Source organism: Actinomadura napierensis (assembly GCF_039529375.1).
Lineage (GTDB): Bacteria > Actinomycetota > Actinomycetes > Streptosporangiales > Streptosporangiaceae > Spirillospora > Spirillospora napierensis.
Window position 1 is genome coordinate 58,670 of record NZ_BAAAMR010000053.1, and the last position, 8,139, is coordinate 66,808.

The 8,139-nt window shown below is 72.3% G+C and carries 11 protein-coding genes; 3 read left to right on the top strand and 8 right to left on the bottom strand.

All coding sequences use genetic code 11. The annotated features are described in order from the left end of the window. Positions 1-68: 68 nt before the first annotated feature. Complete coding sequence (locus ABD296_RS26975) at positions 69-773, top strand: MerR family transcriptional regulator (protein WP_344272802.1); 705 nt, start codon at positions 69-71, stop codon at positions 771-773. Here ABD296_RS26975 and ABD296_RS26980 read toward each other — a convergent pair. The 7 genes from ABD296_RS26980 to fdxA all read right to left on the bottom strand — a co-directional run bounded on the left by ABD296_RS26980 (position 770) and on the right by fdxA (position 6,327). After that, positions 770-2,296, bottom strand: a complete 1,527-nt coding sequence (locus tag ABD296_RS26980; RefSeq protein WP_344272805.1) for a polyamine aminopropyltransferase — start codon at positions 2,294-2,296, stop codon at positions 770-772. The two genes, ABD296_RS26975 and ABD296_RS26980, sit on opposite strands and share 4 nt — an antisense overlap. Positions 2,297-2,457: 161 nt before the next feature. Next, positions 2,458-2,883 carry a DUF350 domain-containing protein gene (locus tag ABD296_RS26985; protein WP_344272808.1) on the bottom strand — a complete coding sequence of 142 codons (426 nt, stop codon included), beginning with the start codon at positions 2,881-2,883 and terminating at the stop codon, positions 2,458-2,460. 10 nt (positions 2,884-2,893) lie between these two features. Beyond that, positions 2,894-3,328 carry a DUF4247 domain-containing protein gene (locus tag ABD296_RS26990; RefSeq protein ID WP_344272811.1) on the bottom strand — a complete coding sequence of 145 codons (435 nt, stop codon included), beginning with the start codon at positions 3,326-3,328 and terminating at the stop codon, positions 2,894-2,896. Next, a complete protein-coding gene (locus tag ABD296_RS26995) occupies positions 3,325-3,918 on the bottom strand; it encodes a DUF2617 family protein (RefSeq protein ID WP_344272814.1) in 594 nt (197 codons plus the stop codon). The genes ABD296_RS26990 and ABD296_RS26995 overlap by 4 nt, the downstream gene beginning before the upstream one ends. After that, positions 3,919-4,539 (bottom strand): DUF4178 domain-containing protein, encoded by a 621-nt coding sequence (locus ABD296_RS27000; protein ID WP_344272816.1) that lies wholly within the window; start codon positions 4,537-4,539, stop codon positions 3,919-3,921. Positions 4,540-4,745: 206 nt separating this feature from the next. Next, a complete protein-coding gene (gene dapC / locus ABD296_RS27005) occupies positions 4,746-5,831 on the bottom strand; it encodes a succinyldiaminopimelate transaminase (protein WP_344272819.1) in 1,086 nt (361 codons plus the stop codon). A 169-nt stretch (positions 5,832-6,000) separates the two neighbouring features. Next, complete coding sequence (fdxA, locus tag ABD296_RS27010) at positions 6,001-6,327, bottom strand: ferredoxin (RefSeq protein WP_151545573.1); 327 nt, start codon at positions 6,325-6,327, stop codon at positions 6,001-6,003. A gap of 112 nt (positions 6,328-6,439) precedes the next feature. On the opposite strand from fdxA, the gene ABD296_RS50835 reads away from it, so the two are divergent. Then, the gene (locus tag ABD296_RS50835) at positions 6,440-6,688 is read left to right on the top strand and encodes a putative acetyltransferase (protein ID WP_151593361.1); all 249 of its coding nucleotides are present in this window, start codon (positions 6,440-6,442) and stop codon (positions 6,686-6,688) included. A gap of 30 nt (positions 6,689-6,718) precedes the next feature. Here the strand turns inward: ABD296_RS50835 and ABD296_RS27020 are convergent, their stop codons facing one another. Next, positions 6,719-7,600, bottom strand: a complete 882-nt coding sequence (locus ABD296_RS27020; RefSeq protein ID WP_344272831.1) for a polysaccharide deacetylase family protein — start codon at positions 7,598-7,600, stop codon at positions 6,719-6,721. A gap of 294 nt (positions 7,601-7,894) precedes the next feature. Here ABD296_RS27020 and ABD296_RS27025 point away from each other — a divergent pair, with 294 nt between their 5' ends. Further along, positions 7,895-8,089, top strand: a complete 195-nt coding sequence (locus ABD296_RS27025) for a hypothetical protein (RefSeq protein WP_344272833.1) — start codon at positions 7,895-7,897, stop codon at positions 8,087-8,089. The last annotated feature ends 50 nt before the right edge of the window (positions 8,090-8,139 follow it).

Genomic DNA, 8,139 nt, shown 5'->3' on the forward strand with positions numbered 1-8,139 from the left:
TCCCTCGGTAAGTGCGTGCTGATACAGCTTTAATGTAACACCAGCACTGTCACGTCAAAGGAGCGGCTATGGATCTCACCGTGGACGAGCTGGCCGCGCGCGCGGGAGTGACCGTCCGCACGGTGCGCTTCTATGCCGGACGCGGCCTGCTGCCCCCGCCCCGGCTGCGCGGCCGGACGGGCCTCTACGGCACCGACCACCTCGCGCGGCTCGAACTCGTCCGGGAACTCCAGTCGCTCGGCCTGACCCTCGCCGCCATCGAGAAGCACCTGCGGAAGATCCCGCTGGACGCCCCCGCCGAGGACCTCGCGCTGCAGCGCGCGCTGCTGTCCCCGTGGGCACCGGAACACCCCGAGGACCTCGACCGCCACGAGCTGGACCGCCGCGCCGGGCGCCACCTCGACGACGACACCCTCCAGCGCCTCGCGGCGCTCGGCGTCGTCGAGCACGTCGCGCCGGAGACCGTCCGCGTCGTCATGCCGGCGCTGCTCGGCATCAGCGCCGAACTGGCCGCCCTCCCCATGCCGCTGGACACCCTGGTCGCCTCGCACGAGGCCGTCGAACGCCACACCACCGCACTGGCGGCCGAACTGCAGCAGGTCTTCCAGGACACCGTCGTCCGCCCCTACCGGGAGAGCGGCCGCTCCCCCGAGGAACGCGACCGGCTGATGGAGCTGGCCGGCAAGCTCAAGCCCCTGATGATCCAGTCACTCGTCTCGTCGTTCCAGCACGCCGTCGACAAGGCCATCCGCACCTCCACCGACCGCGCTTAGGAGTCCTTCCACTCCTGGCCCTCGTACTGGACGAGGCGGGGGTGGACGAGGGTGTTGACGTCGACGTCGCGGGAGCGGCGGTCCTTGGGGAAGACGGACGCGGCCTGCAGGACCGCCGGGTCGAGGAAGCGCAGCGGCGGGACGTCGCGGGACAGCGCGAGCGCGGGCGGCCGCGCGGTGGGCGCGGCGAGGACGAAGCCCCAGTCGCCGAAGCTCGGCACGTCCACGTGGTACGGGGTGGTGGCGAGGCCCGCCGCGGCGATGGACTTCTGGATGCTCCAGAACGACTTCGGCGCGAAGTACGGCGAACCGGATTGGACGACCATCCGGCCGCCGGGCGCCAGGACCCGCTTGACCAGGCCGTAGAACTCGACGGAGTACAGCTTCGCGGTCGGGACGTCGTCGGGGTCGGGCATGTCCACGATGACGGCGTCGAACCGGCGGGTCTGGCCGCGCAGCCAGGTGAACGCGTCGGCGTTGACAGCGTGGGCGCGCGGGTCCTCGAGGGAGCGGTGGTTGAGCGACACCAGCGCCTTGTAGGTGCGGGCGAGGTGCAGCATCTCCGGGTCGAGCTCGACCAGGGTCGCGCTGCTGACGTCCGGGTAGCGCAGCACCTCGCGCAGCGCCAGCCCGTCCCCGCCGCCGAGGATCAGCACGTTGCCGTGCGGGCCGGACATCAGCGGGTGGACGAGCGACTCGTGGTACCGGTACTCGTCCGCCGAGGAGAACTGCAGGTCGCCGTTCAGGAACAGGCGCAGGTCGGTGCCGCCCGCGAGCGTGATCTTCTTGGTGATCACGATCTCCTGGTACGGGGTGTCCTTCGCCAGCGCGATCGGGTCCTGGAACAGCGCCTGCCGCGCGGTCACCTCGATCCGGTCGGCGAGCGCGTACGTCGTGCCGAGGACGGCCAGCACCGCCACCATGCCGAGGCCGATGCCGACCCGCGCGAGGCGGCCGAGCCGGCGGCGGAACAGCCACAGGACCACCGCGACGCCGGCGACCGCGTTCACGACGCCGACCAGCAGCGCGCCCTTGATGTGCCCGAACGTCGGCAGCAGCACGAACGGGAAGGCGAGCCCGCCGACCAGCGCGCCCACGTAGTCGGCGGCGAACAGGTCGGCGACGGCGCTGCCCGCGTCCTGCTTGCGGATCTTCTGCAGCAGCGTCATCAGCAGCGGGATCTCCGCGCCGATCAGCCCGCCGACCGTGAACGCGATCACCACCAGCGCCGGGACGTACAGGTCGAGCCAGGAGAACGCCGCGTACAGCGCGAGCACCGACAGGCCGCCGGCCAGCGCCAGCAGGCCCTCGACGATCGCGAACGCGGCGGCGGCGTGCTTCTGCAGCGGCTTGGCCAGCAGCGACCCGATGCCCATCGCGAAGACCATGACCGACAGCACGATCGACGCCTGGGTGACCGAGTCGCCGACCAGGTAGCTGCCGAGCGCGACGAGCGCCAGCTCGTACACCAGGCCGCAGGCCGCGCAGGTGAACACGGCCGCCAGGACGAGGGCGCGCGCCACCCGCGCGGGCGCGCCCAGCCTGGCGGGCGCCGTCCCGGCACCGGTCTCCGGCGCGTCCGGGGCGCCGGCTTCCGACTCGTCCGGGGCGGGGATTTGCGGAACGGTGGCGGGCGCCTCCGCCGCGGCGGGCGGCGGAGGCGCTTCGCCGAGGTCGCGGGAGGTCAGGAGACCGCCCCGGCCACGATCGCGGCGACGGCGACGTCGGCGGCGGCGACCACCCAGCCCGCCGGGTGGATCGTCTCGCCGTTGACGAGCGTCGCGCCCAGCTTGCCGGGCGTGATCAGGTCGAGGAAGTAGAACGCCGCGACCATCAGCACGATGCCGATCGCGCCGTAGACGGCGGTGTCGACCAGACCGTCGCTCAGGTCGTTGTCGCTGGTGACGATCGCGGTGGTGACGATCGCGCCGACGCCGAGGAGCTTCTCGCCGAGCAGCAGGGCGGCGCCCTTGTTGCCCTCGGTCCAGATCTGGTGGCCGAGGCGGCCGGGCGTCGTCACCTCCACCACCAGGTAGCCGATCGCCATCAGCGCGATGCCGACCGCGCCGTAGGCGAAGGTCGCGCCGATGTCATGCGCCATGTCGTTCATCCGTTGCTCCTCATTTGCCCGACCCTGGACCGCCGCCGCGGAAGGACGCGATGCCGTGCTTGTTCCAGCCGCCGCTGCCGGGCGCGCTCCAGCGGTGGCCGACATGGGAGTAGTAGCGGTTGTAGCCGCCCGACGGCTTGTCGATGGTGATGTGGCTGCCGGCCCCGGACGGCGTCACCCCGACGACCAGCTTCGGGTAGCGCAGGAACACCCCGCCGCGCGAGCCGTACGTGGCCATGTCGTCCACCCGGTCGATCGCCTTGAACTTGCGGTTGATCGCCGACGCGACCGTCCGCGGCGGCTGGGACGCCTGGAACGTGTTCGTCCCGACCTTGTGGTACTTCTTGCCGATCCACGACGACTGCGAGTCGCCGCAGCCGCCGAGCGACACGGCCAGCAGGGCGGCGGCGAACCCGCCGGCCAGGGCCCGGTACGTCCTGTTCATGTAGGTCTCACCAAACGGCTCCGCGTCATCACGATCTCCCTGGTCTGGGGGTAGGCGTGCCAGGTCCGCCAGCCGATCCCGGCCCTCGGCCCGGTGCCGCCCGGGGTTGCGCCGTCCGGAGCCCTGCCCGCCGGAACCCTGCCCGCCGAACCCCTGCCCGCCGGGACCATGCCGGGGGGCGCGCCGTCCAGGGCGAGGGCGGTGACGGCGTGCCGGGAACCGGGGAACGCGCCGGTCAGCGCGTCGCCGCGGTCAGCGAGCCGCGCGCAGACCGCGTCGACGGCCCGCCCGAACGCCGCGTCGTCGTCGTGCACGGCCGTCGTCGCGGTGAAGCGGTAGTCCCAGCCGGTCAGCGTCGTGGCGGTGCTGCCCGGCAGCGGCTCGGCGGCGTCCCCCTCCAGGCACGCCACCGTCTCGCTGAGCGGCCCGGCGATCACCTGGTGGGACGCGCCGAGCAGCCGCAGCTGGACGGTCAGCCCGCCGCGTTCCACCGGCAGGACGGCGAGCGCGTCCAGCGGCGGCAGGCCGAGCGCGAACGACAGCCCGTCGGCGCGCGCGTCCCGGTAGGGGGCGTCGAGCACGGCCCGCATTCAGCCGCTGCCCGGGTAGATGGTCATGGTGCCGGCCGGCACCCGCTCGCCGAGCCCGGCCTCCCACTGGCCGCCGCCGTACTGCTCGAACGACAGGTAGCGCCCGCCCGGCCCCTCGTAGTCGACGTACTCGACGCGGCCCTGGACGCCCACGCCGGTCGTCCCCTCGCTGGTGTAGTCGGCGGTCCCGTGCTCGTCGCGGCGGTACTCGACGCCCTCGACGGTGATGCTCCGGTCGCCGGGACGCATGTCACCCATGTCGCATTCGGTCCAGTAGACGACTTCGAGGTCCGGGTCCTCCTCCACCGACAGCCACACCTTCTGGCCCTCGATGGTGTCGGCGTCCAGGAGGTGCTCGGACCAGGTGAAGCCGCCCTCGCGCAGCCGCAGCGAGCCGCGCACGAAGTAGCGGGTGCCGAGGTACTCGACCATGTCCCCGGCCTTCAGCGTGCGGGGGTCGCCGGCGACGCTCTGCTCGGGGGCGAACGGGTCGCGGGGCGCGGCGGGCGCGGGCGGCGCCGGCCTGCGCCGCGACAGCACCACGATGAGCACCACGACGAGCGCGACCACGAGGACGATCAGTGCCAGCACGAGCGCCAGCACGGTCCCATTCACGGACATACCTCCATTGATTCGGCGATCCCGGAGGGCGGAGACCAGCGGATCCTACCGACTGTGGCCGCTTACGCCCATATCGCGATCAGACGTAATGAAGGAACATCCGGTTTCATACGGAAAACCCGGACCCGCGACGGCGGGCCCGGGATCCGGAAGTACGGGTATTCACCGGTGGCCGGGAACGGCGCACCGGCTCGGCGCGCCCGGGGTCAGAGGCGGGCGACGGCGGCGGCGACGCGCTCGTCCGTGGCGGTGAACGCGATCCGCACGTGCCGGGCGCCGGCCGTCCCGTAGAACTCGCCGGGGCCGACCAGGACGCCGAGCGACGCCAGATGCCCGACGGTGTCCCAGCACGGCTCGTCCCGCGTCGCCCACAGGTACAGCGACGCCTCGGAGTGGTCGATGCGGAAGCCGTGCTTCTCGAACGCGGCGCGCAGGTCGGCGCGGCGCCGCGCGTAGCGGGCGCGCTGCTCGTCGGCGTGCCCGTCGTCGTCGAACGCGGCGACCATCGCCGCCTGCACCGGCGCCGGGACGATCATGCCCGCGTGCTTGCGGACCTCCAGCAGCCGCTTGACGACCGCGAGGTCGCCGGTGACGAACCCGGCGCGGTAGCCCGCCATGTTCGAGCGCTTGGACAGCGAGTTCACCGCGAGCAGCCCCTCGTGGGAGCCGCCGCACACGTCCGGGTGCAGGATCGAGACCGGCGGGCGCTCCTCGTCCCAGCCGAACTCCAGGTAGCACTCGTCGCTGACCACGAGCGCGCCGCGCCCGCGCGCCCATTCGACGACCTTGCGCAGGTGCTCGGCGGGCAGCACCTTGCCCGTCGGGTTGGACGGCGAGTTCACCCACACGATCTTCGGCCGGACCGGGCCGAGCGTGAGCAGGCCGTCGGTCGCGACGGGCTCCGCGCCGGCCAGCCGGGCGCCCACGTCGTACGTCGGGTACGCCAGCTCGGGGAAGACGACCTTGTCGCCGGGGCCGGCGCCGAGCAGCGTCGGCAGCCACGCCACCAGCTCCTTGGTGCCGATGACCGGCAGCACCGCGGCCGGGTCCGCGCCGGTCACGCCCGCGCGGCGGCGCAGCCAGCCCGCCACCGACCCGCGCAGTTCGGGCGTGCCGTAGGTGGCCGGGTAGCCGGGCGCGTCGGACGCCTCGGCGAGCGCCTTGCGGACGGCCTCGGGCGTCGGGTCCACGGGCGTGCCGACCGACAGGTCGACGATGCCGTCCGGATGCTCGGCCGCGCGCTTCTTGTACGGCTCCAGCCGGTCCCACGGAAAGTCCGGCAGCGTGAACAAGGCCCAGCCCTCCTCGGCGGGGCGCGCGGGCGCCCCGAATCGGCAGGGCCGTGGCCTCCCGCGGAGTGCGCGGTCGACCACGGCCCGGACGCGTTGAACCACAATGGCCGCCCTGCCGGGACGCTCCCGAAAGGTCGCGACCCGCCGTACCGGCCGGTTTAGACCGTTCTCAGTCTTCCTGGCTCTGCGGGGGCAGCGCCGCGACGATCGGGTGGTCCTTGTCGATCTTCCCCACCTTGGAGGCGCCGCCGGGCGAGCCGAGGTCGTCGAAGAACTCCACGTTCACCTTGTAGAAGTCCTTCCACTGGTCGGGGACGTCGTCCTCGTAGTAGATGGCCTCAACCGGGCAAACCGGCTCGCACGCACCGCAGTCGACGCACTCGTCCGGGTGGATGTAGAGCTGACGCTTCCCTTCGTAGATGCAGTCGACCGGGCACTCCTCGATGCATGCCTTGTCGAGCAGGTCCACGCAGGGCTGCGCAATGACGTAGGTCACGTCAGTGACTCCTCTCGGGTTTCCGGCCCCGCCGCACGTCACGGCTCACCGCAAGCTCGCTGTGAATAGTATGGCCACCACCGCGCAGTCGATTCGACATGGGGGTCCTCACATGTCTGGCCGCTTTGCCGCGCGCCTGGTGGTGTCCATCAGTAGCGCGGACGTGGGTCAGCGGGTCTCGCTGCGCCGTCGTCTGCCAACGGGAGAGTACAGCGACGTGGTGGGCGTACTCGAATCCTGGTCCAACAAGACGCTCCAAGTGCGCCGCCGCAACGGCGAACTCGTCGAGGTCCCCGAGGACATCGTGGTGGCCGGCAAGGTCGTCCCGCCCATGCCGCCGCCCAAACGCCGCGGAGTCTGACGGCGTCCGGGCGGCACGCCGGTCCCGCGGTCAGTGGCCTTCGGCCTGCTGCGGGCGGGACTGCGACGGCTGCGGGCCGGCGGGCGAGCCGGTCGGCGGCGGGCTCGCGGTGACCGGGGCGGGCGAGGCGGGCTTGGGCGGCATCCGCTCGGAGTAGGTCTGGCCGGGCGTCAGCTGCCGGCCCTCGAACAGCTCCGACACCGTGACGAAGGTGAAGCCGCGCTTCTTCAGCCCCTCGATGACCGCCGGGATCGCCTTCACGCTCGGCTTGTGGATGTCGTGGAACAGGATGATGCCGCCGGGCTTCGGCTCCTTGATCCCGACCCGGGTGTCGCGGGCGGTGTTCAGGTAGCGCCAGTCCTCGGTGTCGACGCTCCACAGGATCAGCGGCATCCCGATGGTCTGCCCGACCCGCTTGTTCGTCGCGCCGTACGGCGGGCGCATGATGGTCGGCTTCACCCCGCCGGACGCCCTGGTGATGGCGTCCTGGGTGCGCTGGATCTGCGACTTGACCGCCGCGGGCGACATCGCGGTGAGCTGCGGATGGTCCCAGCTGTGGTCGCCGACCTCGTGCCCCTCCATGACCTCGCGCCGCACTGCGGACGGGAAGCCGTGCACGTTCTGCCCGATGATGAAGAACGTGGCGCGCACGCCCTCCTTCTTCAGCACGTCCAGCAGCCCGTTGGTATAGGGGCCGGGGCCGTCGTCGAACGTCAGCGCGACGCACTTGAGCCGGTCGCAGTCGATCTTCCGCTGCGCGGGCGGGCGCTGCGGCGGCGCCTGAGCCGCCCGCGCCTTCCCGCCGGCCGAGAGCCGGTGCCCGGCCGTCCGCGCCTGCTTCTTCTCCGTGTGGCCGCATCCCGAGACGAGCAGGAGGGCGGCCGCGATAAGGGCGAAATTCCTGGTCCGCACCACGCACCCCCGTAACGTGTTGCCTCGGGCCGCTTCTTACCCTGCGCCTCACTCGCAACACACGTCACCAAGGTCCGGATTGCCAAGATCGTCCTTGGGGCGCGCCGGGGGGACGCATCCCCCATCATGCAGCCGGTCCCGGGCCTTCCCACCCCTGGGTGAGCGAACTGTCGCCTCGCGGATCCCCCACCGTTCCCGGTTCCGTGGACGGGGCGTGAACCCCGAGGGGCGCCGCGGGTGATGACGGTTGACCGTGCGACGCCTCGCACGGCGAACCGCAGAGGACGGAGCCGCATGACAGCCAGTCCACGGGGCGCGCCGGCACCGCCGGCCGGCACCGCGAGCCCGCCGGGGGACGCTCCCTGGCCGCCGGAGGACGACGCGCGCCTGATCGAGCGGTCCCGGAGCCATCCCGATGCCTTCGCGGGCCTGTACGACCGGCACGCGCCGTCCATCCACCGGTACGCCGCGCGCCGGCGGACGCGGTGATCGGGCTGACCCGTGGTGCGGGGCGCACCATCCAGCGCCTGGCCGCCACC

What these genes read in the sequence shown, in the direction of transcription:
- ABD296_RS26975 (WP_344272802.1), top strand. Translation starts at nt 69, where the DNA reads ATGGATCTCACCGTGGACGAGCTGGCCGCGCGCGCGGGAGTGACCGTC.
- ABD296_RS26985 (WP_344272808.1), bottom strand. Translation starts at nt 2,883, where the DNA reads ATGAACGACATGGCGCATGACATCGGCGCGACCTTCGCCTACGGCGCG.
- ABD296_RS26990 (WP_344272811.1), bottom strand. Translation starts at nt 3,328, where the DNA reads ATGAACAGGACGTACCGGGCCCTGGCCGGCGGGTTCGCCGCCGCCCTG.
- ABD296_RS26995 (WP_344272814.1), bottom strand. Translation starts at nt 3,918, where the DNA reads ATGCGGGCCGTGCTCGACGCCCCCTACCGGGACGCGCGCGCCGACGGG.
- ABD296_RS27000 (WP_344272816.1), bottom strand. Translation starts at nt 4,539, where the DNA reads ATGTCCGTGAATGGGACCGTGCTGGCGCTCGTGCTGGCACTGATCGTC.
- ABD296_RS50835 (WP_151593361.1), top strand. Translation starts at nt 6,440, where the DNA reads ATGTCTGGCCGCTTTGCCGCGCGCCTGGTGGTGTCCATCAGTAGCGCG.
- ABD296_RS27025 (WP_344272833.1), top strand. Translation starts at nt 7,895, where the DNA reads ATGACAGCCAGTCCACGGGGCGCGCCGGCACCGCCGGCCGGCACCGCG.